18 protein-coding genes are annotated in these 21,527 nt (G+C 68.0%); 9 read left to right on the forward strand and 9 right to left on the reverse strand.

The features are described 5' to 3' along the window. Positions 1–11 precede the first annotated feature (11 nt). The 3 genes from K0O64_RS01380 (at position 12) to K0O64_RS01390 (ending at position 3,482) form a co-directional block, all read left to right on the forward strand. Positions 12–1,025 carry a MaoC family dehydratase gene (locus tag K0O64_RS01380; RefSeq protein WP_220045934.1) on the forward strand — a complete coding sequence of 338 codons (1,014 nt, stop codon included), beginning with the start codon at positions 12–14 and terminating at the stop codon, positions 1,023–1,025. A gap of 76 nt (positions 1,026–1,101) precedes the next feature. After that, on the forward strand, positions 1,102–2,175 hold the full coding sequence (locus K0O64_RS01385) for a CoA transferase (RefSeq protein WP_220045935.1): 1,074 nt from the start codon (positions 1,102–1,104) through the stop codon (positions 2,173–2,175). Continuing rightward, positions 2,169–3,482, forward strand: coding sequence for an amidohydrolase family protein (locus tag K0O64_RS01390; RefSeq protein ID WP_220045936.1), 1,314 nt, complete (start codon positions 2,169–2,171; stop codon positions 3,480–3,482). The genes K0O64_RS01385 and K0O64_RS01390 overlap by 7 nt, the downstream gene beginning before the upstream one ends. Positions 3,483–3,532: 50 nt before the next feature. On the opposite strand, the gene K0O64_RS01395 is transcribed toward K0O64_RS01390, so the two are convergent. Genes K0O64_RS01395 through K0O64_RS01405 form a run of 3 tightly spaced genes read right to left on the reverse strand, consistent with a single transcriptional unit; the run spans position 3,533 to position 6,688 of the window. Continuing rightward, positions 3,533–4,696 carry an acyl-CoA dehydrogenase family protein gene (locus tag K0O64_RS01395; RefSeq protein WP_220045937.1) on the reverse strand — a complete coding sequence of 388 codons (1,164 nt, stop codon included), beginning with the start codon at positions 4,694–4,696 and terminating at the stop codon, positions 3,533–3,535. Next, positions 4,693–5,796: an acyl-CoA dehydrogenase family protein gene (locus tag K0O64_RS01400; RefSeq protein ID WP_220045938.1), complete on the reverse strand. Its 1,104-nt coding sequence runs from the start codon at positions 5,794–5,796 to the stop codon at positions 4,693–4,695. Before K0O64_RS01400 ends, K0O64_RS01395 begins: the two co-directional genes overlap by 4 nt. A 4-nt stretch (positions 5,797–5,800) precedes the next feature. After that, the gene (locus K0O64_RS01405) at positions 5,801–6,688 is read right to left on the reverse strand and encodes an alpha/beta hydrolase (protein WP_220045939.1); all 888 of its coding nucleotides are present in this window, start codon (positions 6,686–6,688) and stop codon (positions 5,801–5,803) included. A gap of 128 nt (positions 6,689–6,816) precedes the next feature. Between K0O64_RS01405 and K0O64_RS01410 the strand changes: the two genes are divergently transcribed. From K0O64_RS01410 to K0O64_RS01430, 5 genes are all read left to right on the forward strand, one after another. Beyond that, positions 6,817–8,760 (forward strand): flavin-containing monooxygenase, encoded by a 1,944-nt coding sequence (locus K0O64_RS01410; protein ID WP_220045940.1) that lies wholly within the window; start codon positions 6,817–6,819, stop codon positions 8,758–8,760. A gap of 7 nt (positions 8,761–8,767) precedes the next feature. Next, positions 8,768–9,793 carry an alcohol dehydrogenase catalytic domain-containing protein gene (locus tag K0O64_RS01415; protein WP_220045941.1) on the forward strand — a complete coding sequence of 342 codons (1,026 nt, stop codon included), beginning with the start codon at positions 8,768–8,770 and terminating at the stop codon, positions 9,791–9,793. Positions 9,794–9,840: 47 nt separating this feature from the next. After that, complete coding sequence (locus tag K0O64_RS01420; protein WP_220046457.1) at positions 9,841–10,827, forward strand: glycoside hydrolase family 6 protein; 987 nt, start codon at positions 9,841–9,843, stop codon at positions 10,825–10,827. A 128-nt stretch (positions 10,828–10,955) separates the two neighbouring features. Continuing rightward, the gene (locus K0O64_RS01425; RefSeq protein ID WP_096309596.1) at positions 10,956–12,146 is read left to right on the forward strand and encodes an alpha/beta hydrolase; all 1,191 of its coding nucleotides are present in this window, start codon (positions 10,956–10,958) and stop codon (positions 12,144–12,146) included. Positions 12,147–12,201: 55 nt separating this feature from the next. Then, positions 12,202–13,620 (forward strand): WS/DGAT/MGAT family O-acyltransferase, encoded by a 1,419-nt coding sequence (locus K0O64_RS01430; RefSeq protein ID WP_071948097.1) that lies wholly within the window; start codon positions 12,202–12,204, stop codon positions 13,618–13,620. Here the strand turns inward: K0O64_RS01430 and K0O64_RS01435 are convergent. From K0O64_RS01435 to K0O64_RS01450, 4 genes are read right to left on the reverse strand one after another with little or no spacing between them, the layout of a single operon-like run. Beyond that, complete coding sequence (locus tag K0O64_RS01435) at positions 13,617–14,549, reverse strand: DUF4436 family protein (RefSeq protein WP_225933596.1); 933 nt, start codon at positions 14,547–14,549, stop codon at positions 13,617–13,619. The two genes, K0O64_RS01430 and K0O64_RS01435, sit on opposite strands and share 4 nt — an antisense overlap. Then, entirely contained in the window at positions 14,542–15,828 is a 1,287-nt protein-coding gene (locus K0O64_RS01440; protein WP_096309597.1) for an alpha/beta hydrolase, read from the reverse strand. Before K0O64_RS01440 ends, K0O64_RS01435 begins: the two co-directional genes overlap by 8 nt. After that, positions 15,797–17,422: an acyl-CoA ligase FadD12 gene (gene fadD12, locus K0O64_RS01445; RefSeq protein ID WP_096309598.1), complete on the reverse strand. Its 1,626-nt coding sequence runs from the start codon at positions 17,420–17,422 to the stop codon at positions 15,797–15,799. The genes K0O64_RS01440 and fadD12 overlap by 32 nt, the downstream gene beginning before the upstream one ends. Further along, entirely contained in the window at positions 17,422–18,162 is a 741-nt protein-coding gene (locus K0O64_RS01450; protein WP_083542970.1) for a 1-acyl-sn-glycerol-3-phosphate acyltransferase, read from the reverse strand. Before K0O64_RS01450 ends, fadD12 begins: the two co-directional genes overlap by 1 nt. Positions 18,163–18,316: 154 nt before the next feature. On the opposite strand from K0O64_RS01450, the gene K0O64_RS01455 reads away from it, so the two are divergent. Next, positions 18,317–19,099 carry a crotonase/enoyl-CoA hydratase family protein gene (locus K0O64_RS01455; RefSeq protein WP_071948093.1) on the forward strand — a complete coding sequence of 261 codons (783 nt, stop codon included), beginning with the start codon at positions 18,317–18,319 and terminating at the stop codon, positions 19,097–19,099. Positions 19,100–19,317: 218 nt separating this feature from the next. Here the strand turns inward: K0O64_RS01455 and K0O64_RS01460 are convergent, their stop codons facing one another. Together K0O64_RS01460 and K0O64_RS01465 are read right to left on the reverse strand one after the other, a co-directional pair. Continuing rightward, complete coding sequence (locus K0O64_RS01460) at positions 19,318–20,370, reverse strand: acyl-CoA dehydrogenase family protein (protein WP_071948092.1); 1,053 nt, start codon at positions 20,368–20,370, stop codon at positions 19,318–19,320. Beyond that, positions 20,367–21,527, reverse strand: a complete 1,161-nt coding sequence (locus K0O64_RS01465; RefSeq protein WP_071950158.1) for an acyl-CoA dehydrogenase family protein — start codon at positions 21,525–21,527, stop codon at positions 20,367–20,369. Before K0O64_RS01465 ends, K0O64_RS01460 begins: the two co-directional genes overlap by 4 nt.

The following is a 21,527-nucleotide window of genomic DNA, read 5'->3' on the forward strand; positions in this document are numbered from 1 at the left end:
TATGGGCGACTGTGACTTTGTACGGCCATATTGGCGGTGGCGAGGCTGGCGGCCCGTACTTCGACGACCTGGTTGTCGGCCAGGTCTTCGACTGGGCGCCCTCGATGACGTTGACCTCCGGCGCCGCCGCGACTCATCAGGCCATCCTCGGGGACCGGCTGCGGCTGTCCCTGGATGCCGGCCTGGCCTACGCCGTCGTCGGGGCAGGCGCCCCGTTGGCCCATCCGGCGCTGGTGTGTGACGTCGCGATCGGGCAGAGCACGCTGGCCACCCAGCGGGTCAAGGCCAACCTGTTCTACCGCGGACTGACCTTCTACCGCTATCCGGTCATCGGGGACAGCCTGTTCACCCGCACCGAGGTGGTCGGGCTGCGGCAGAACACCGCCAAGCCCGGTCGGGCGCCGACGGGTCTGGCGGCGCTGCGGATGACCACCATCGACCAGGTTGGCCGGCTGGTGCTCGACTTCTACCGCTGCGCGATGTTGCCGCTGAGTCCGGACGCCCCGGATACCGGACATGCGGATGATCTGTCGTTGATCGGCGCAAACTTGCCCGCCGCGCCGCAGCCGACGGCCGACTGGAATGCGGTGGCGTTCCGCGAGCGCGTTCCCGGCCCGCACTTCTACCCCGATATGGCGGGCTCAGTCCTGCGCAGCACCGGCGATGTCGTGAGCTCGGCACCGGAGCTGGCTCGGCTGAGTTTGAATATCGCTGCCACACATCATGATTCGCGGGTGGGTGGTCAGCGGCTGGTGTACGGCGGGCACACCATCGGCTTGGCGCTGGCTCAGGCCAGCCGGTTGCTGCCCAACCTCGCGACGGTGCTGGGCTGGGCGTCATGCGATCACACCGGCCCGGTCCACGAGGGCGACACGTTGTACAGCGAGCTGCACATCGAGGCCGCCGAGCCGCTGCCCGACGACCGCGGCGGGGTATTGACCTTGCGCTCGGTGGTCTACGCGGTGGCCGACGAGGGCGACGACCGTCCGGTGCTGAACTGGCGGTTCAGCGCGCTGCATTTCTAGGCGCCGAGACTGCACTTGTTTGCGCCCGTACTCGGGCGATGTGTTCACGAAGTGCAGTCTGGGCGAAGATAGGGGCATGCTGACCCGCGCTCAGGCCGTTGCCGCCGAGCTCACCGATGTGCTGGGCGTCCATGTGGACGCTGCCACCATCGTGACCGGGCGGGCCGCGCTGCTCGGCCTGCGGCGGCGGGGGCGCATCTCGGCGGGCGGCGCGACGCGGTTGATGCCCACGCGCGACGGCTGGTGGGCGCTGACGCTCTCGCGCGCCGACGACATCGAGGCTGTACCCGCACTCGTCGAAGCCGACGCCGTGCCCGCCGACCCGTGGCCTGCGATCGAGGAGTGGGCGGCCACGCGTGGTGGCGAGGACGTTGTCGAGCGGGCGGCGCTGCTGGGTCTGCCTGCCGCACGGCTCGGTGAGACGGCGCCCGCGGCGCCGATCGTGCGGATGTCGGGGCGGCGCACCGAAGCTCGTACGGCGACCGGCCTGCTGGTCGCCGACCTGTCGTCGATGTGGGCAGGCCCGCTGTGCGGCCAACTCCTCGCGGCCGCGGGCGCGACCGTCGTCAAGGTGGAAAGCCCGGCCCGCCCCGACGGCACCAGGACCGGCGACCAGAGGTTCTACGACTGGATGAATCACGGAAAGCTGTCGTACACCGTCGATTTCGACAGCAACCGCATTGCCGCATTGCTGGCGGTCGCTGACGTGGTGATCGAAGGCTCGCGACCCGGTGTCCTGGCGCGGCGGGGTTTGAGTCCCGAAACGCTGACCGGGCCGGACGGCCGAATCTGGCTCCGCATCACCGGCCACGGACCGGACTCGGCCCGCGCGGCCTTCGGCGACGACGCGGCTGTCGCGGGTGGACTGGTCGACACCAGCCCCAGCGGGCCGGTGTTCCGTGGGGACGCCATCGCCGATCCCCTTACCGGCCTGGAAGCTGCACTCGCCGTGGCGCATTCACTTCAGCGGGGCGGTGGCGAGACCATTGAGGTGGCAATGGCCGCCGTCGCCGCGACGTACGCGGCGCTGCCCGCCGAGACACCCATACCGTCGTCACCGCCGCAGATCACTGCAGCGGCTTCGGCGCTGGGCGCCGACAATGCCACTGTGGAAGCGCTCGTCCAACAGCGGAGCTCGGTCGCATGTTGATCCACCAGGCGCACCTCCTGGACGGGCGGATAGTCGACATCCGGGTGAGCACCGAGATCGACGAGGTTGCCGAGCGGCTGACCCCGCGCCTTGGTGAGGACACCTTCGACGCTGCGGGCGGCACCGTGATACCGGGCCTGCACGACCACCACGTACATTTGCGGGCGGCTGCAGCTGCACGGGATTCGGTCCAGGTCGGACCGGCGCTGGTCCATAACCGCACCGAGCTCGCCGACGTGCTGGCCCACGCGCCGGTCGGCGAGGACGGCTGGATCCGGGCGGTCGGCTACCACGAATCCGCTGCCGGCCCACTGGACCGGCAGCTGCTCGATGAACTCACTCCCGCTGTGCCGGTGCGCATTCAACACCGCAGCGGCGTGCTGTGGTACCTGAACTCGGCCGGGCTGGCCGCGGTCGGGCTGCCTGATCACCCGGACGGCAGGCTGCGCAGCTATGACAATTGGTCGGATGCGGTCGCGCGCCGTGACACCTCGTTGGCCGCGATCAGCCGCCGGCTTCTCCGATACGGCGTCACCGGTGTCACCGACGCCACCCCGAACCTCGGGGCCGATGACATCGTCACGCTCACCGAGGAACACCGGCATGGTTTTCTGCATCAGCGGGTGCACTGGCTGGCGCCGGGCAAGCGGATATTGCATGACGATTCCCTCGATCTCGACGAACTCGCCGACTGGATCCGCGCAACGCACCGGGAGAACAGAGCTGTCGCCCTGCACTGTGTGACGGCGGGCCAGCTGGTCGTCACGCTGGCCGCGCTGCGGGCAGCGGGCGTTCATCCCGGCGACCGGATCGAGCACGCCGCCGTGGTGCCCGCCGATTCCCTGGCCGAGCTCGCCGACATCGGCGTGCTGGTGGTGACCCAGCCGAACTTCGTTGCCGAACGCGGAGATCAGTACCTGATCGACGTCGAACCGCACGACCAGCCCGCGCTGTGGCGCCTGGCATCCCTGCTCGACGCCGGTGTGCGGGTGGCGCTGTCGACCGACCTGCCGTTCGGCGACGCCGACCCGTGGGCGTCCATGCGCGCCGCGGTGCACCGCGCCACCAAGACCGGCGCGGTGGTGAACGGCAGCGAATGCGTCACGCCCACAACGGCATTGACACTGTTCACCGGGCACGCCGATCGCCCCGACGTGCCGAGGACCATCGACGCCGGCCAGCCCGGCGACCTGTGCGTCCTGAGCGCCGCGCCGGCGGAGGTGCTCGACGCCCTCGACGGCGAACTGGTGACCGCGACCGTTGTCGCGGGCCACCTGCACCCCGTGAACGCGTTGAGTGAGCGTTGACGTAGCACTCGGCAGCGCAATGTGCGACACCAGCGCTCACTGAACGACGATCACGAACTGGTCGGCAGCTCCCGGAATGCGGTATTGCGGAAGGGCTCCGGCTCTTTCGGCAGGCCCAACACACGCTCGCCGACGATATTGCGCTGAATCTGATCGGTGCCGCCGCCGATCGACGTGAAATAGGCATTCAACGTGCGGAACGTGACCGCGTCCCCGACCGGATTTTCCGGCCCGCTCAACATCGACTCCGGTCCGGCGATCTCGGTCTGCACCTTCGCCGTCTCGTGCAGGATCCGCGACATCGCGATCTTGCCCAGCGCCAGCAGCGTCGCGGCCTCGGCGCGATCAGATGTGGCTTTGGCGCGCTGAGTGTTCCAGCGGTTCACCGCCGCATACGCCTCGACCCGCGCGATCTCCTGACGGATGAACGAGTCGTCGAGCTTGCCGGCGCGGCGCGCCATCTCGACCAGGCTGTCGGCGTCGGCCTGCGGCTTGCGGGCCGAACGCGACGTGCGCGCGAGGTCACCCATCAGTCGCCGCTCGTAGGCGAGCGCCACCTGCAACACTGACCAGCCGCCGCCTGGTTCGCCGACCAGGTTTGCGTCGGGCACGCGGGCGCCGGAGATGAAGACCTCGTTGAACTCCGACTCACCGGTGATCTGGTGGATCGGACGGACTTCGACGCCGGGCTGGCGCATCGGGAACATGAAGAAGCTGATCCCGTTGTGCTTGGGCACATCCCAGTCGGTGCGCGCCACCAGGAGACCGTAGTCGGCGGCCTTCGCGAACGACGTCCACACCTTCTGGCCGTCGATGATCCAGTCGTCGCCGTCCCGCTCGGCGCGAGTGCGCAACCCCGCCAGGTCCGAGCCCGCACCCGGCTCGGAATACAGCAGACACCACTTGGTCTCGCCGCGGATCGACGGCGGGATCAGCCGGTGTTTCTGCTCGTCGGTGCCGAGGTCGTGCAGTGTGCAGGCGAACAGGTTCGCACGGTCGTGCCCGGTACCGGGTGCGCCCACGGCAGCGAATTCCGCTGCCACGATGCGCGATTGCGGATCGGAAAGGCCGCGGCCCCACCACTGCGGCTCCCAACTGGGCACAGCCCAGCCGGCGTCGAACACCAGCTGCGCCCACTGTCCGCGGTCCAGCGAAGCATCCCAATTATCGGCAAGCCACCGCCGGACCTCGTCGCGTACCTCGTCGTCGGTCATCGCTGCGCCTCCCGCAGTCGCAGGTAGCGTTCCCGGTGCCAGGCCGGTTCGCCGAACAGCTGGGCGTCGGTCCGTGCCCGGCGCAGATACAGGTGGGCGGGGTGCTCCCAGGTGAATCCGATGCCGCCGTGCACCTGAATGTTGTTCGCCGCCACCGTGACGAACGCCTCCGAGCAATATGCCTGTGCCACAGCCAAATCCGTGAACCGCGCGGCATCGTCGGCGTCGAACGCGGCGGCAACATGGCGGGCGGCCGACACCGCCGACTCGGCCTCGAGCAGCATGTCCGCGCACATGTGCTTGATCGCCTGGAAGCTGCCGATCGCCCGCCCGAACTGGAACCGGGTCTTGGCGTAGTCGGCGGCCATCCGCGTCGCGCACATCGTGCCGCCGGCCTGTTCGCCCAGGAGCGCCACCGATGCACGATCCAGCGCCTGGTCCATCGCTGCTGCACCAGCACCCTCGGCACCCACCAAGCGGGCCGGGGTGTCGTCGAACACCACGCGGCCCAGCTTGCGAGTCTGGTCCACCGTCGACAACAGGCTGACGTCGAGGCCCGGCGCGCCGGCGTCGACCGCGAACACCCCCTCCCCGGCGAGCACGTACATGCGTTCGGCGACAGCAGAATCCAGCACGTAGGTCTTGGTGCCCGACAGCCGCCATTCGCTGCCGTCGGCGCGGGCCGTCGTGGCCGGGCTCAGGGGAGGTCGCGCCGACCCTGCCTCGGCGAACGCCACCGTGGTGATCAGCTCACCCGCGGCGATGCGCGGCAGGACATCGGCCTGCTCGGCCGAATCGCCAAGTGCGGCAAGTAATCCCGTGGTCAGCACCGCGGTGGACAGGTATGGGGCGCACAGCAGAGCGCGTCCCATGGCCTCCATGACCAGGCCCACCTCGACGGCGCCTGCGCCGGCGCCGCCGAACTGCTCAGGTATCGCCAACCCCAACAGGCCCATCGCGGCGAGCTCGGCCCAGACGCCAGGGTCATACCCGGTGTCCGTGGCCATCAGCCGTCGCACCTCGGCCTCCGGGGACCGTTTGGCCATCAGGTCCGTCACCGCTTCGGCCAGATCTCGCTGCTCGGTGGTCAGCGTCGCCATCGACCTAACCCCCGAAATTCTGGCGCAGGCTCTCGCATTGGCTGCGGAAGAACTCCTGCGACACGTCGGCCTTGGCCGCGATCCCGTCGAAGCCGTGGAACGCTCCCGGAACGACATGGCCCTCGCACGGCACGCCCGCAGCCTTGAGCCGCTCCGCGTAGTCGAGGTCTTCGTCGTGGAACAGGTCCAGCGTGCCGACGCCCAGCCACGCGGGCGGCAGGCCCGCGAGATCGGTGCGGCGAGCGGGCACCGCGACCTCGGGGTCGGCGCCACCCAGGTAGGCCTGCCAGCCGAACTTGTTGCTGGTGGCGTTCCAGAGCCGATGGCCCGGGTGGTAGAGATGCTGACCCACGCTGCGGTCGTCGATCATCGGATAGACGAGAACCTGAAAGACCGGCTTCACGCCGTCGCGGTCGCGGGCCAGCAGTGCCAGCGCCGCGCACAGCCCGCCACCGGCGCTCGCGCCGCCGATCGCGATCCGGGCAGGGTCGACGCCGGGCAGGCGGGCCAGCCATTCCAGGGCGGTGTAGCAGTCCTCGAGCGGTGCCGGGTAGGGATGTTCCGGTGCCAACCGGTAGTCGACCGCGGCCACTGTGATCCCCAGTTCTTTGACGAACCGACGGCACAGCAGGTCGTCCTGGGCGGCGGAGCCGATGACGTATCCGCCGCCGTGGATCCACAGCAGCGCCGGGGTCGCGGTGGCGGTGCCTGCGGGCCGGTACAGGCGCACCCCGATGCCGGACTCCAACGTCAGCGCCGTGACGTCGTCGGTCCGGGGTCGCTGCAAGCCGGTCAGCCTGCGGATGACCGGAAGCGTCCGCCGGGAGATCAGCGACCGTGGGATGAAGCGCGCCGCGCTGCGCAGTTCGGGATGGATGTCGGTAGTCACCACGCCGCCCAGTATGGCAACCCCGGATCTAGGACAGGACCTTGATCCTCGATGGCGTCGACAGTATCGTGGTGGCGGCAATTACGGAACTGCTAGTAGCGTAATTGCCGTTGGGTGAGAGGACACCGTCGATGACGACCAATCCGTATGCGGGGCAACCCTTCACGTCCTCTGACGAGGAGATCGCGGCGGCGCTGGAGCAGGTCAGCATCCCCACCCTGCTGCTGTCGCTGGTGCACATCACCGGCGATCCGCGCTACATCCGCGAGTTCAAACAGGCCGGCGTCTTCCTCAACGAGGTCCAGGGTTTCATGTCCGAGGAGGACAAGGCCCGGGCACGCGCCGTGGCCCTGCCCGTCATCGCCGACTACCGCGACCGCGGCTGCCCCGGGCCGGTCCCGCTGAGCCCCGAACTGATCGGGGAGATGCTGGACTGGACGGCCTGCGAGCACGTCGACGACGAATATCGGCCGATGGTCCTCGAGGAGATGGACCTCGAAGACATCGACCCACGCCGCCCCGCCGCGCTGGATCCCGCCAAGACCGCGGATTTCCCGGTCGTCGTGATCGGCTGCGGTGAATCGGGCCTGCTCGCCGGAATTCGGCTCAAACAGGCCAACATTCCGTTCACAATCATCGAGAAGAACGCCGGCCCCGGCGGAACCTGGTGGGAGAACAGCTATCCCGGCGCTCGGGTGGACGTCGCCAACCACTTCTACTGCTACAGCTTCGAGCCCAGCAACGACTGGTCACACTACTTCGCCGAACAACCCGAACTGCGTGCGTACTTCGAGACCGTGCTGGCCCGCCACCAGCTCGACGAGAACGTCCGCTGGCAGACCGAGGTGGTCTCGGCGACCTGGCACGCCGACGACGAATCCTGGCGAGTCATCGTGCGGGACAAGGCTGGAACCGAGTCCGAGATCCGCGCCCGGGCCGTCATCACCGCCGTCGGCCAACTGAACCGGCCCGCCCTACCCGACATCGAGGGTGCCGACAGCTTCGCGGGCCCGGCCTTCCACTCGGCGGCCTGGGACCACTCCGTCGACCTGACCGGTAAGCGTGTCGCGTTGATCGGCGCAGGGGCCAGCGGCTTCCAGATCGCGCCGGCGATCGCCGACCGGGTCGAGCATCTGACGGTGTTCCAGCGCACCGCGCAGTGGATGTTCCCCAACCCGATGTACCACGACAGCGTCCCGGACGGGGTGCGCTGGGCGATGAATCACCTTCCCTACTACAACCGTTGGTACCGCTTCCTGATCCTGTGGCCCGGAGCGGACAAGGGTCTGGAGGCGGCTCGCTCGGACCCGAACTACACCCATCCCGACGACCCGAACTACGCGGTCAGCGAGATGAACGCGATGGCCCGCCTGATGTTCACCGACTGGATCACCACGCAGGTCGGTGACGACCAGGAATTGCTGAGCAAGGTGGTGCCCGACTATCCCGCGACCGGCAAACGCACATTGCAGGACAACGGAACCTGGCTGACCACGCTGCGCCGCGACGACGTCGAGCTGGTGCGCACCCCGATCGAACGCATCACGCCGCACGCGGTGGTGACCGCCGACGGGGTGTCCCATGAGGTGGACGTGATCGTCTACGCCACCGGCTTCCGCGCCACCGAGGTGCTCTACCCGATGACCATCACCGGCCGCGACGGTGTCGACCTGCGCGCCTCCTGGGGTGAGCGGCCGTCGGCGTACCTGGGCATCACGGTTCCCGGCTTCCCCAACTTCTTCATGCTGTACGGCCCGGGTAACCATCTGGCGCACGGTGGCAGCCTGATCTTCAACTCCGAGCTGCAGATGCGCTATATCAACACGTGCCTGGCCGACATGATCGAGAATGGTTGGACCGCAATCGAACCGACGCAGGCGGCCACTGAGGAATGGCACCGCAAGCATCAGGCCGAGATCAACACGATGGTGTGGGCGCACCCGTCGATCGAGCATTCGTACTTCAAGAACCCCGACGGTGAGATCCATACCGTGAGCCCGTGGCGGCTGCCGGTCTACTGGAATGCGGTGCGGACCCCGGACTGGTCGAACTTCGTTGTGACACAGGGAGAGTGAGGACACCATGCGCGCGGTGCTCATCGACACGCCGGGCTCGGTCCGGGTCGACGACTGGCCGGATCCGGTGCTGCCCGGATCGACCGGTGCCATCGTCCAGGTGACGGCAGCCGCGATCTGTGGCTCCGATCTGCACTTCTACGAAGGCGATTATCCGCTCTTCCAACCGGTCTCACTGGGCCACGAGGCTATCGGCACGGTCGTCGAGGTCGGGTCCGATGTGCATACCGTCAGCGTCGGCGACCAGGTCATTGTGTCCTCGGTGGCCGGCTGCGGGCACTGCGCCGGGTGTGCCACCAAGGACCCGATCCTGTGTGCCTCAGGCCCGCAGGTGTTCGGCTCCGGGCTGCTCGGTGGCGCGCAGGCCGAGCTGATGGCCGTGCCGGCCGCCGACTTCCAGCTGCTGAAGATGCCGGAGAACATCAACACCGAGCAGGCGCTGCTGCTCACCGACAACCTCTCCACCGGCTGGATCGCCGCGAAACGCGCCGACATCCCGTTCGGCGGCACCGCAGTGGTCATCGGTCTCGGCGCGGTCGGGCTGTGCGCGGTGCGCAGCGCGCTGTTCCAAGGCGCGGCAGAGGTTTACGCGGTCGACCCGGTCGCCGAGCGGCGCGAGCGGGCGGCGCGCCTCGGCGCGATCGCGATCGAACCGGCCGCGGCGCAGACGGTCATGGACGCCACCGACGGCCTCGGCGCCCACTCGGTGATCGACGCCGTCGGCAACGACACCACGCTCGACGACGCACTGGCGACCGTGCGCGCCGGCGGCACGGTCTCGGTGGTGGGCGTGCACAACCTCAACCCGTATCCGTTCCCGGAGATCACCGCGCTGCTACGCAGCCTCACCTTCCGCTCCACCACCGCGCCGGTGCAGCAGACCTGGCCGGAACTGATCCCGCTGCTGCAGAGCGGCCGCCTGGACGTCGACGGCATCTTCACCACGAACCTGCCGCTGGACAAGGCGGCGGAGGGCTATGCCGCCGTCGCTGCGCGCTCGGGCGACGTGGTCAAGGTCCTGCTCACCCCGTGACCCGCGGTTGGCGTTCAGCGGCGCCGCCCACTAGCTTTTCTTCGGTGATGTCATTTGCTGCCGGTGCCGTCGCACGGTGGATCGCCCCGTTGTTCGCCTTCGCCGTCCTCGCCGGCCTGGTCGTGTCCGCCGCCCCGGTTCACACCGGCCCCATCCGCCTCGCGGATGACGCCGCCCCGGCCGGGGGATCGCCGTTCTACGTCGACCCGAACTCGGCGGCCATGCGGGCCTCGCGCGCCAACCCGGACAGCCCTGAGCTGGCATACATCGCCAACACCCCGCAGGCGTACTGGATCGACAACCTCGTTCCGGCCGCCGCGGTCAGCACGTACCTCAACGGGGCCTGGGCCGCCGGCGCCATGCCGATGCTGGCCATGTACTCCCTGCCGAACCGCGACTGCGGAAGCTTCGCCTCGGGCGGCTTCGGATCGGCCGAGGCCTATCGCGGATGGATCGATAGGACGGCGGCCCAGATCGGCGGCGGTCCGGTGACGATCATCCTCGAACCCGATGCGCTCGATATGGCCGACTGCCTGTCCGGCAGCGCCCGCCAGGAACGTTTCGACCTGATCCGCTACGGCGTGGACACGCTGACCCGCAACCCCGCCGCGGCCGTCTACGTCGACGCCGGCCACTCCCGCTGGCTGCCCGCCGATGAGATCGCCAACCGGCTCAACCAGGTCGGCATCGCCAACGCCCGCGGCTTCAGCCTCAACGTCTCGAACTTCCTCACCACCGACGAGGAAATCGGTTACGGCGAAGCGATTTCCGGCATGACGGGCGGCAAGCCGTACGTCATCGACACGTCCCGCAACGGCAACGGCCCGGCCGGTGGCGAGCTGTATTGGTGCAATCCGAGCGGCCGGGCGCTCGGCGTCCAGCCCACCACTGCCACCGGAAACGGACACATCGACGCGTTCCTCTGGGTCAAGCGACCGGGTGACTCCGATGGGTCGTGCGGGCAGGGCAATCCCGGCCCTGGCAACTTCGTGAACTCATTCGCGATCGAGCTGGCCCGCAACGCCGGTCACTGACGCCCGGGCAAACCCTCGCGACACGCGGGATTCACTGAGCACGACTGAATCTCGATTCGGCCAGCAAAGCAGTGAACATTCCGAGGAATTTGTCGTTTCAGAAAATGCCAGCGGGGTACGCTCGCGCCATGAATCCGTGGACAACGGCTCGCTGGATGATGCAGGCCGGACCGGCCGACTATCTGCTTGCGATGAGCGTGGCCTCCGCCCAGCTGCCCGTGGTCGGCAAGCACCTCGAGCCGCTGGGCGCGTTGAGCGCGATGAGTGTCTGGGGCGTCAGGCAGATGCCCGAGCTCCTCAACGCGGCCGCCAAGTCGTGGCTGGCACCCGACGCCGGCCGCGTGCGCCGGGTCCAGCGGGAGAGCACCCGCGAGGTGTCCGAAGCCGGGCTGCGCGGTGTCGTCCTTCCCGAGGACCTGCAGATCGAGTGGCCGGCGCCCGATACCAAGCCGCCGGTGGCCCGGGCCTTGGAGCACCGTAAGCACCTCTATCGCTCGTCGGTCCGCTACGGCGATCACCCCACCCAGGTGCTCGACGTCTGGCGCCGCAAGGACCTGCCCGCCGGACCCGCACCGGTGTTGGTCTTCGTTCCCGGCGGCGCCTGGGTGCACGGCAGCCGGATCCTGCAGGGCTACGCCCTGATGTCGCATCTGGCCGCACAGGGCTGGGTGTGTCTGTCCGTCGAGTACCGCGTGGCACCGCACCACCGGTGGCCGCAGCACATCCACGACATCAAGGCCGCGATCGCCTGGGCCCGCGCCAACGTCGACCGGTTCGGTGGAGACCGCAATTTCGTTGCGGTTGCCGGATGTTCGGCCGGTGGTCACCTCGCCGCACTGGCGGGTCTCACCATCGACGACCCCGAGTTCCAAGAACACCTGCCGGAAGGGTCGGACACCGCCGTCGACGCCGTCGTCGGCATCTACGGGCGCTACGACTGGGAAGACCGCTCGACCCCGGAGCGCATCCGCTTCGTCGACTTCCTCGAACGAGTGGTGGTCAACAAGAAGCAGAGCAAGCACGGGGACCTGTTCCGCAAGGCCTCACCGATCGCACGGATTCATCCCAAGGCGCCGCCGTTCCTGGTGGTGCACGGCTCGGGTGACAGTGTGATTCCCGTCGCGCAGGCCCAGAGCTTCGTCGAGCGGCTGCGCGGGGTGTCGCACTCCCCGGTCGGATACGTCGAATTGCCCGGTGCCGGACACGGATTCGACATGACCGACGGCGCCCGCACCGGGTCGGTGGCCACCGCGATCGGACTGTTCCTCAACCGGATCCATCGGGATCGCGCAATGATGTCCACTAAAGAGGTCATCTGAGCCTTGCCCCGCTGTATCGTCCCGACTGGGACGGGCGGAGGGAGAGGGCGAAGCGATGAAGAGACTGCGTGGCTGGGATGCCGTCCTGCTGTACAGCGAGGCGCCGAACGTCCATATGCACACCCTCAAGGTGGCGATCATCGAGCTGCAGGACCTCGGTGGCCGCACCTTCGGTGTCGAGGAGTTCCGCAACGTCATTCGGGGCCGACTCTACAAGCTTGATCCGTTCCGCTATCAACTCGTCACGATCCCGTTCAAGTTCCATCACCCGATGTGGCGGGAGAACTGCGACGTCGACCTGGACTACCACATTCGCCCGTGGCGGCTGAAGGAACCGGGCGGCCGCCGCGAGCTCGACGAGGCGATCGGCGAGATTGCCAGCACGCCGCTGGACCGTGACCGCCCACTGTGGGAGATGTACTTCATCGAGGGCTTGGCCAACGGTCGCATCGCCGTCGTCGGCAAGATCCATCACGCACTGGCCGACGGGGTGGCCTCCGGCAATCTGATGGCGCGGGGCATGGATCTGCAGAGCGGTCCTGACCCGGACCAGGAGTTTCCATGCGATCCCGCGCCGCGGCGCGGCGAGCTGGTGCGCTCGGCGTTCGCCGACCACCTCCGGCAGATCGCCAAGCTGCCGAGCGTCATCAAGTACACCGCGGACGGGATGGCCAGGGTGCGGCGCAGCAACCGCAAGCTGTCACCCGAGCTGACCATGCCGTTCACCCCGCCGCCGTCGTTCCTCAACCACATGCTTACGCCCGAAAGGCGTTTCGCCACAGCGACTTTGGCGCTCGCCGAGGTCAAGGAGACCAGCAAGGCCCTTGGGGTGACCATCAACGACCTCGTACTGGCCACCGCCGCCGGTGCGCTGCGCACGCTGCTGCTGCGCTACGACGGAGTCGCCGACCACCCGCTGCTGGCCTCGGTGCCGGTCAGCTTCAACTTCGACCCGAATCGCGTGTCGGGCAACTACTTCACCGGCATGATGGTCGCCGTTCCGGTGGACGTCGCCGATCCGCTGGAGCGGGTGCGACAGACCCACGACGCCGCGGTGTTGGCCAAGGAGAGCCATCAGCTCGTCGGGCCCGAACTGGTCAGCCGGTGGTCCACCTATCTGCCGCCCGCGCCGGCCCAGGCATTGTTCAAGTGGTTGTCCACCAAGGACGGCCAGAACAAGGTGCTGAACCTGCCGATCTCCAATGTGCCCGGCCCGCGCGAGCACGGGCGCGTCGGCGGCGCGCTGGTCACCGAGATCTACTCCGTCGGCCCGCTGACCACCGGCAGCGGCATGAACATCACCGTGTGGAGCTACGTCGACCAGCTCAACATCTCGGTGCTCACCGACAGCATCACGGTGAAGGACCCGCACGAGGTGACCGAGGCCATGCTGGCGGCGTTCTCCGAAATACGGGTGGCGGCAGGGCTTTCCGGTGAGCTGGCGGTCGTGGAGACCGCCATGGCACAGGCCTAGGGGCGCTCGGCCGCGACTGTCTCTGCGTCTTCGGGTGCGGCCGCTTCGGCCACCGCGCTCTCGGCACGTTCGATGCTTCGCTGGTGCCGGAAGCCCAGGACGATGCTGGAGATCAGGGAAATCGAGATCACCGCCTCGGCGATGAAGAACGACCCGAAGTCGATGATCGATCCGATCGGCGGGTTGCCGGGCACCGCGTTGCGCAACGGAATCAGCGCGAACAGGATGGCCGCCATCATCGAACAACCCGGGAAGATCAGGCCGCGCCGCCAGTGCAGGATGTAGAAGGCCGCCACCACCGCGCCGGTGGCCAGGCCCAGCATCAGCAGCATGATGAACACCGCGAAGACGATGGTGGGTGCGCTGCGGTGCAGGCCGAGCTTGACTGCCAGACCACCATTTTGGGAAGTCGCGGCCGTGGTGGTGAGCCCGAAGAACGGATCGGTGTTCACCACGGTGAGTGCGAGCGGGAGGTTGTTCCCCTGCGCGTTGAAGACGTGCACCTCGAGCCGCCCGGTGTAGCGGTCGAACGGGTAGTCGGTGACCGCGCCGTCCACGCTCACCTTCTGCTCGATGTCCGGGGCCGAGTCACCGGCCTTGATATCGGCCTTCCAATTGCCGATCGCGGCCGTAGTCAGCGTCACGTCCTGGGTGAAGTTCCCATCAGGGTCGGCCAGTGCGCCGTTCGGCGCCACATCGACGATGGTCACCGAAAGTTGTTGTGTCGTCGGGTCAACCTTGGTGATCCAGACGGTGACGTTGACCCGGTCGGGATTGGAGTCGTCGCCGAAAAAGCTTTCCTGGTCGGTCGTGTTCCGGCTGGCGAGATACCCCGCAACGCTGGCCGCCATCACCGCGATCAGCAATGCGACAGCGATGACCAGCCGACGCAGTCCGACATCGCGGACCCGCCGCAGGTGTTTACGCATGCTCCCCCTTGTTCATCCAGCGTGCGTATACCCAGGACAGGAACTGCCCGACCGCCTCGGCCGAATGGTGCGCCCGCGGTGAGGAAAAGATATCGAAAGCATGCTGTGCGCCAGGCAATTCGGCGTACAACACCGGAGCCTGCGCCACCTTGCGGAACTCCCCGACGAAGTCGCGCGCCTCGTCGACCGGAATCACCGAGTCGTGTTCGCCGTGCAGGATGAAGAATGGCGGGGCGTCGGCACGCAACCGGCGGATCGGCGATGCGGCGGTATAGATCTCGCGAAACCGGCTGAACTGGCGCTTGACCACCAGGCGTTCGAGGTAGCCGACGAACTCGCGCCGGCCGTTGCCGTGCGTGGTGTACCAGTCGTAGCGGCCGTACACCGGGACCGCCGCCGCCACCGAGGTGTCAGCGTCCGGGAACCCGGGCTGATACTCCGGGTCACCCGGGGTGAGCGCGGCCAGCGCCGCCAGGTGGCCGCCGGCCGAACCGCCCGTGATGGCAACGAAATTCGGGTCGCCGCCGTAGTCGGCGATGTTCTCCTTGATCCATGCCAGCGCACGCTTGACGTCGACGATGTGATCGGGCCAGCTGTGCGCGGGACTGACCCGGTAGTTCATCGCCACGCAGATCCAGCCGCGGTCGGCGAGGTGGCTCATCAACGGGTAGGCCTGTGGCCGGCGCCAGCCGATCGCCCACGCCCCGCCGGGCACCTCGAGCAGCACCGGGGCCTTGCCGTCGCGGGGCAGGTCGCCGCGGCGCCATACGTCGGCCAGATTCGCGCGGCCGTGCGGGCCGTAACTGATCGTGCTCGTCTTGTCGACGAAGCGGCGCCGCGACCACGTGGTGCGCCACGCCGTGGGACGGCCGGACGGCGACGGTGTGCTCGGCAGCGTCTGCAGCACGTCGGTGTAGTCCTCGCCGAGACCCTCGACCAGCGCGTCGTGCAGCACCGGCCCGGGGGTCGTCACATTGCGGCGCTGGATCGCCACCAGGAAAAGCCAGGACAGCCCGGTCAGCGCCAGGGCCGCGATGCCGCGCCGGCCGCGGAAGTCACCGCGCCGCCCGCGCCGGACGGCGTCGAGAGCGGAGCCGCCCAGGTACAGCAGCGGGAGCTCCGAGGTGGGCCAACCGAACGAGAAAACCGCCAGCGTCTTGTAGCCCTGTCGGCCCAGGGGCCGAAACCCGTTGGCGGCATTGGCCAATTCGACGATCGCGCGCACCAGGGGGCGCGGGCGCCGTAACTCAGCTGTCAGACGTGCGCGCGATGAGTTCATTACGCAGGATTTTGCCAGTGCTTCCGCGGGGCAGTTCGTCCAGGATCGTGATTTCCCGGGGCACCTTGTAGTTGGCCAGGTTCTCCCGGACGTGGGCCTTAAGGTCGTCGGGGTTCACCGTCGCGCCGTCGGTGAGGACGACGAACGCGACCAGCCGCTGACCGAACTGTTCGTCGTCGACGCCGAGCACCGTGGCCTCGGCCACGTCAGCGTGCTTGGCCAGCGTCTTCTCCACCTCGATCGGGTACACGTTCTCGCCACCGGAGACGATCATCTCGTCGTCGCGGCCCACGACGAACAACCTTCCCGCCTCGTCGAGGCGGCCGATGTCGCCGGAGGACATGTAGCCGTCGTGAAAGTCCTTGGTGTTGCCCGAGGTGTAGCCGTCGAACTGGGTGGAGTTCTTCACGAAGATCCGCCCGACCTCGCCGGTGGGGATGTCGTGGAAGTCGTCGTCGAAGATGCGGATCTCGGTGCCCATCGCCGGCTTGCCCGCCGTGTCGGGCGCGGCCCGCAGATCGGCCGGAGTCGCGGTGGCGATCATGCCCGCCTCGGTCGCGTTGTAGTTGTTGTAGATGACGTCGCCGAACTCATCCATGAATCTGGTGACGACGTCGGGCCGCATCCGCGATCCCGAGCAGGCCGCGAACCGCAGGGTGCGGCCGCTGTACTTCCTGCGGACCTCGTCGGGCAGATCCATGATCCGGTCGAACATCACCGGGACCACACACAATCCGGTGGCCTGGTATTTGTCGACCAGCGCCAGCGTCGCCTCCGGGTCGAACTTGCGGCGCGTCACCACCGTGCACGCCATCGCCGAGGAGAACACCAACTGCGAGAAACCCCAGGCGTGGAACATCGGGGCGACGACCACCGTCGTCTCACCCACCCGCCACGGTGTGCGACTCAGGATTGCGACGAGGTTGCTCGCACCGCCGCCGGAATGCTTGGCGCCCTTGGGTGTTCCGGTGGTACCCGATGTCAGCAGGATGAGCCGGCTCTTGCGCTCGCTCTTGGTGGCGCGTTGTCCGGTGTGCTCTTTGATCAGCTTCTCGACGGTGGGCGCTTCGGTGGCTTCGTCTGTCCAGGCCAGGATGCGGACGGCCTCGGGCCGGTCTTGAACCGCCCGGTCCACCGATCCGGTGAACTCCTCGTCGTAGATGACGGCGTCGGCGCGTTCCCGGTTGACCACCTCGGCCAGCGCCGGGCCGGCGAACGACGTGTTGAGCAGCAGCACGTCGGCGCCGATGCGGGTGGCCGCGATCAGCGACTCGACGAACCCCCGGTGGTTGCGGGCCATGATGCCCACCACTTCGGGTGTGCCGGACGGCAACTGCTGCAGCGCCGCGGCCAGCGCATGCGCCCGCTCGTCGAGCTCGCGCCAGGTCAGCGTGCCGAGCTCGTCGATCAGGCCGGGGCTGTCGGGGCGGCGGGCGGCGGCCGTCGCGAACCCGGTCGCGATCGACAGCCCCTCGGCGCGGGCGGCGGCCACCATCGCAACCGTGCGATCCGGCCGCATCGGGGTCAGGAAACCGGCCTTGCCCAGCGTGACGACCGCATCGCCGATCGATGTCAGCCGGCCAAGCAGGTCCATCAGCCGATCACCGGCAGCCGGCGTTCGGAGGCCAGCTCATCCAGCGCCCGCTGCATGACGCCACGGACATAGGCGTCGACGGCGTGGATGTCAGGGTCCTCGCCGAACTGCTTGGTGATGTCGATCGGCTCGAGCACCTGCATGACGATCTTGGTGGGCAGCGGAACGTTCAGCGGGACGACGGCGCTCAGGCCGAACGGGAAGCCGAACGAGATGGGCAGGATCTTGGCCCGCAGCAGCTTGTCCAGTCGCAGTAGCTTGGCCAGGCCCGTGCCGCGGGACAGGTAGATCTGGCTTTCCTGACCGCCGATCGCCACCGTCGGCACGATCGGCACGCCGGCGTTGATGGCGGCTCTCACGTAGCCGGTGCGGCCATCGAAGTCGATCTTGTTCTCGGCGAAGGTGGGTCGGTAGACGTCGTAGTCACCGCCGGGGAACACCACGACCACCCCGCCGGACCGCAGCGCCTCGTCGGCGTTCTCGTGGTTGGCGCGGATGAAGCCGTTCTTGATGAAGAAGTCGGCCGTCGGGCCGGTCAGCACGAGGTCGTGGCTGAGCGTGTAGACCGGACGGTCATAGCCGAAGTGCTCGTAGAAGCCGAGCGCGAACACCGGAACGTCCATCGGGAACAGGCCGCCGGAATGGTTGGACACCACCAGGGCGCCGCCCGCCGGGAACGACTCCAGACCGCGGACCTCGCTGCGGTGATAGAGCTTGAGGAACGGGCGCAGCACAGCCATCGTCTTCTCGACCAGGCCCGGATCCCATTTAGCCGTCTCGGTGCGTGTCACGTCCTTGGTGCTCACACATCCTCCTAGGAATTGAAACGTGTTCTAGTTTTGATGGTACCGGGCTGGCTGAGACCGCCGTACCTCGATAGTTACCATTCCGAACGTGACTGAAAACGCCGTTACCGAAGAGCCCGCCGTCCTCACCGAGCGCCGCGGCCGGATTCTGATCATCACCATCAACCGGCCCAAGGCCAAGAACGCGGTGAACGCCGCGGTCAGCAATGGTCTGGCCGCCGCCATGGACGAGCTCGACGACGACGCCGGACTGTCGGTCGGCATCGTGACCGGGGCCGGCGGGTCGTTCTGCGCGGGCATGGACCTCAAGGCGTTCGCGCGCGGGGAGAATGTCGTGGCCGAGGGCCGCGGCCTGGGCTTCACCGAGCGTCCGCCGCTCAAGCCGTTGATCGCCGCGGTCGAGGGGTACGCGCTGGCCGGCGGAACGGAGCTGGCGCTGGCCACCGACCTGATCGTCGCGGCCAAGGATTCGGCCTTCGGCATCCCCGAAGTGAAGCGTGGACTGGTGGCCGGTGGCGGCGGACTGCTGCGGCTGCCGCAGCGCATCCCCTATCAGATCGCGATGGAGCTGGCGCTGACCGGTGAAAACCTGTCGGCGGTCCGCGCCCATGAGCTGGGTCTGGTGAACGCGCTGGCCGAGCCGGGGCATGCGCTGGAGGCGGCGATCGAGCTGGCTGAGCGGATCACCGTCAACGGTCCGCTGGCCGTGGCGGCCACCAAGCGGATCATCACCGAGTCGCGCGGCTGGTCGCCTGAGGAGCAGTGGAAGAAGCAGGCCAAGATCCTGATGCCCGTCTTCGCCTCGAAGGACGCCCAGGAGGGTGCGATCGCATTCGCCGAGAAGCGCGCCCCGAACTGGACCGGTAGCTGAGCCTTACCAGTCTTGACGTGAGCGTCAGTCATAGCTCCCACGATCTCCCTACCGGCCTGGCTGCAGTCCAGTAGTTGGGATCGGTAGGGAGTTCGGGGGAGCTATGACTGACCGCATCGGAAAGGCACCCACGTCGGAACGGCGTTTCGAAACCGCGATCTGGTTGGGTGCCGGCGCACTGACGGTGGGAATCGGCACCGCTGCAATCCCGGTCTGACTCAAACCGCGCCGACGATCAGGTCCCAGGGGTCGCCCTCGGCGGCCAGCGCCAGACGACCCAATCGTCGTGCATGCCAAGCGGTGTCACCGAACTCGTCGATCCAGCTGCGGGCCCGCATCGTCGCCAGCCACAACCGGTGCTCGATCGTCACGCCGATCGCACCGTGGAGTTGGTGGGCGGCGGTGACGACGGACGGTACGACGCGGCCGAGCACCACCTTGGCCACCGTGACGGCGTAATCGGCTTGCGCACTGGCGAATCCGTGGTCGGCGACGGCAGCGACGGCGAGTTCGGTGGCTGCCCGGGCGCGCTCCACCTCGCCGGCCATCGAGGCCAATGTGTGTTGCACCGCCTGAAACGCGCTCAGCGGACGGCCGAACTGCTCGCGTTCCCTGGTGTGCGCCACCGAGAACTCGACGGCGGCGTCCAGGGCGCCGATCGCCTGAATGCACCGTGCCCAGGCGCCGCGTCGCAGCAGCTCGTCGGCGGCACCGTCGACGGTGACGAACGCTCCGGCGGGCACCTCGATGGTGTCGCGCGGTTCGCCGCCGAGGTTGTGGCCGTCGCCCGTGGCTGTGGGTTCGGTGACCGCGACCTGAAGTGCGGCACCGTCCCGCAACGCCACCACGACCGCGGCCGCGGTGCCGGCGTACGGAACACCGGTGATGGTCGTCGTCGCACCGGCGTCGCCGATCGCGATGGTCAGCGGACCCTCGCCGGGGACCTCGAGTTCGGCCCTGGTGGCCAGCCAGGCGGCCAGCACGTCGGTCTCGGTCAGCGGAACGGTGACGGCGTGGCGGGCCAGCGCCCGTAGGACTAGTGCGGATTCTGTTGGGCCACCGCCGGATTCGGGGTCACTGGTCAGCCGGGTCAGTCCCGCGTCCTGCAGATTCCGCCACGCGGCCGCGTCGAACTCGTCGGGCAGCCCGCGGTGCCCGATCCGTTCGTCGAACGATCTAATGCCGATGTCTTCGGCCAGCTGCCGCAGGTCGGCGAGATCGTCGGTGCCGCTGCTGGTTGCGAACACTCCACCGGTCAATGCCCGCGTCATCGCAGCCCCATCCCTCGAGCCACCACACCGCGCAGCACCTCGTTGGTCCCGCCGCGCAGGGTGAACAACGGCGAGTGCAGGCGTGCGACATCCAACAGCGCGCTTACCTTGTCACGGCCCGGTGCGGCTGCGGCATAGGAGAACAGATCGGCCGCCAATTCCACCGACTCCTGCTCGAAGCGGGTGCCCAGATCCTTGACCAGTGCGGCTTCATTCACCGGTGACTGGCCGGCGGCCAGCGCCGTGGCCACCGAGACCGACAGCTGTCGCAGCGAGATGACCCGGGCCAGAAGATCGCCGACGGCCGCGGCGGCATGGTCGTCGAGATCGTCTTGGCTTGCCAGCAGCTGCACCAGCGCGGTCAGCAGGGGAGCGGTGCTCAGAATGCGTTCGGGCCCACTGCGTTCGAACGACAACTCGGCGGTGACCTGATGCCAGCCCGCACCGACTTCGCCGAGCAGGTTCTCGTCGCCGACGAGGACCTCGTCGAAAGTTACCTCGTTGAAATGGTGTTCGCCCGACATGATCACGATGGGGCTGATCGTGATGCCTTTCGACTCGGTGGGCACGATGAACTGACTGAAGCCCGCGTGACGACGATCGGGATCCACCGGACTGGTGCGGGCCAGCACCACGATCTGATGAGCCAGATGTGCGCCACTGGTCCACACCTTGGTGCCCGACAGCAGCCAGCCGCCCTCGGTCTTGGTCGCTTTGGCTGCCGACGCGGCCAGGTCGGATCCGGCCTGGGGCTCGCTCATGCCGATCGCCGAAAAGTACCGCCCGGCAGCAATTTTGGGCAGCAGGCGCTGGCGCTGCTCCTCGGATCCGTACGCCAGCAGCCCGGGTGCGACCTGGCGATCGGCAATCCAGTGTGCGGCCACCGGTGCTCCCGCGGCGAGCAGCTCTTCGGTGACCACGTAGCGATGCAGATGGCTGAGGCCCTGGCCGCCATATTCGCGCGGAATGGTCAGCCCGAGGAATCCGGCGTCACCCAACCGCGCGCTGAAGCCCTCGTCCCAGCTCGATAACCATGCGTCCACGCTTGGCTGCCAACCGAATTCGTTGCGATCGTCAACCAGAAACTTCCGCACCGAGGCCCGTAGGGCGGCCAGCTCGGGCTCGTTGGCGCACAGCGCCGCGAAATCGTCGGTCAC

It is taken from the genome of Mycolicibacterium pallens, assembly GCF_019456675.1.
GTDB lineage: Bacteria > Actinomycetota > Actinomycetes > Mycobacteriales > Mycobacteriaceae > Mycobacterium > Mycobacterium crocinum.

Bases quoted from the DNA above. Each gene is read 5' to 3' on its own strand.
- K0O64_RS01395 (WP_220045937.1), bottom strand. From the start codon at position 4,696: ATGACCGACGACGAGGTACGCGACGAGGTCCGGCGGTGGCTTGCCGAT.
- K0O64_RS01430 (WP_071948097.1), top strand. From the start codon at position 12,202: ATGAAGAGACTGCGTGGCTGGGATGCCGTCCTGCTGTACAGCGAGGCG.
- K0O64_RS01425 (WP_096309596.1), top strand. From the start codon at position 10,956: ATGAATCCGTGGACAACGGCTCGCTGGATGATGCAGGCCGGACCGGCC.
- K0O64_RS01450 (WP_083542970.1), bottom strand. From the start codon at position 18,162: ATGGCTGTGCTGCGCCCGTTCCTCAAGCTCTATCACCGCAGCGAGGTC.
- fadD12 (WP_096309598.1), bottom strand. From the start codon at position 17,422: ATGGACCTGCTTGGCCGGCTGACATCGATCGGCGATGCGGTCGTCACG.
- K0O64_RS01435 (WP_225933596.1), bottom strand. From the start codon at position 14,549: ATGCGTAAACACCTGCGGCGGGTCCGCGATGTCGGACTGCGTCGGCTG.
- K0O64_RS01420 (WP_220046457.1), top strand. From the start codon at position 9,841: ATGTCATTTGCTGCCGGTGCCGTCGCACGGTGGATCGCCCCGTTGTTC.
- K0O64_RS01440 (WP_096309597.1), bottom strand. From the start codon at position 15,828: ATGAACTCATCGCGCGCACGTCTGACAGCTGAGTTACGGCGCCCGCGC.
- K0O64_RS01390 (WP_220045936.1), top strand. From the start codon at position 2,169: ATGTTGATCCACCAGGCGCACCTCCTGGACGGGCGGATAGTCGACATC.
- K0O64_RS01410 (WP_220045940.1), top strand. From the start codon at position 6,817: ATGACGACCAATCCGTATGCGGGGCAACCCTTCACGTCCTCTGACGAG.
- K0O64_RS01415 (WP_220045941.1), top strand. From the start codon at position 8,768: ATGCGCGCGGTGCTCATCGACACGCCGGGCTCGGTCCGGGTCGACGAC.
- K0O64_RS01400 (WP_220045938.1), bottom strand. From the start codon at position 5,796: ATGGCGACGCTGACCACCGAGCAGCGAGATCTGGCCGAAGCGGTGACG.
- K0O64_RS01460 (WP_071948092.1), bottom strand. From the start codon at position 20,370: ATGACGCGGGCATTGACCGGTGGAGTGTTCGCAACCAGCAGCGGCACC.
- K0O64_RS01385 (WP_220045935.1), top strand. From the start codon at position 1,102: ATGCTGACCCGCGCTCAGGCCGTTGCCGCCGAGCTCACCGATGTGCTG.